Raw genomic sequence first — 866 nt, forward strand, 5'->3', positions numbered from 1 at the left:
ATGGAGCGAAGGCTTACCGCGATCCTTGCTGCCGACGTGGTCGGCTACAGCACGCTCATGGGCGAGGATGAGGTCGGCACGCTCGAACGACTGAAGGGTTGCCGTCGAGAACTGGTCGACCCCGCGATCAAGGAATTCCACGGTCGGATTATCAAGCTCATGGGAGACGGGGCGCTGGTCGAATTCGCCAGCGTCGTTGATGCCGTCCAATGCGCTGCCGCGATTCAGCGCCGGATGGCTGTCCGAGACCCGGGCACCTCCGACCCCCGCCACATCCGGTTTCGCATCGGCGTCAATCTCGGTGATGTCATCGTAGAGGAAAATGACATCTACGGCGATGGCGTCAACATCGCCGCGCGCCTCGAGGCTATGGCCGAGCCGGGGGGTGTATGTATCTCCGGAACCGCATTTGATCATGCCGTTCACAAGGTTGATGTCGGCTTTGCCAGTCTTGGCGAGCAGCGCCTCAAGAACATCGCCGATCCGGTTCGCGCCTATCGATTGCTGCTGGATCCCGCAGCATCGGGAAAGGTCACGGCCGCGCCACACCGGCCGAGCTCGCGCGTCATCATCCTGGCAGGCGCCGCCGCCTTGGCGATCGCCGCGATTGCCGGCATTTTCGCATGGCAGAAGTTCTCAGTGCCATCGCGGCCATCGGTTGCCGTGCTGCCGTTTGCAAACCTCGGCGGCGATCCAGGCCAGGACTATTTCGCTGACGGCATCACCGAGGATCTGATCACCGACCTCACCAAGCTGTCCGGTCTGGACGTCATCGCGCGCAACTCGGTGTTCGCCTACAAGAACAAGCCTGCAGCGCTGGCGGACGTCGCGCGCGACCTTGGCGTCCGCTTCGTTGTCGAGGGGAG

At 62.9% G+C, this 866-nt stretch carries 1 protein-coding gene; it reads left to right on the forward strand.

Translation table 11 applies throughout. The features are described from left to right. A partial coding sequence (locus NKJ64_RS30455; protein WP_352463832.1) for an adenylate/guanylate cyclase domain-containing protein occupies positions 1-866 on the forward strand: 866 nt, incomplete at both ends.

The sequence above is a fragment of the Mesorhizobium sp. M0062 genome (assembly GCF_040323125.1).
GTDB lineage: Bacteria > Pseudomonadota > Alphaproteobacteria > Rhizobiales > Rhizobiaceae > Mesorhizobium.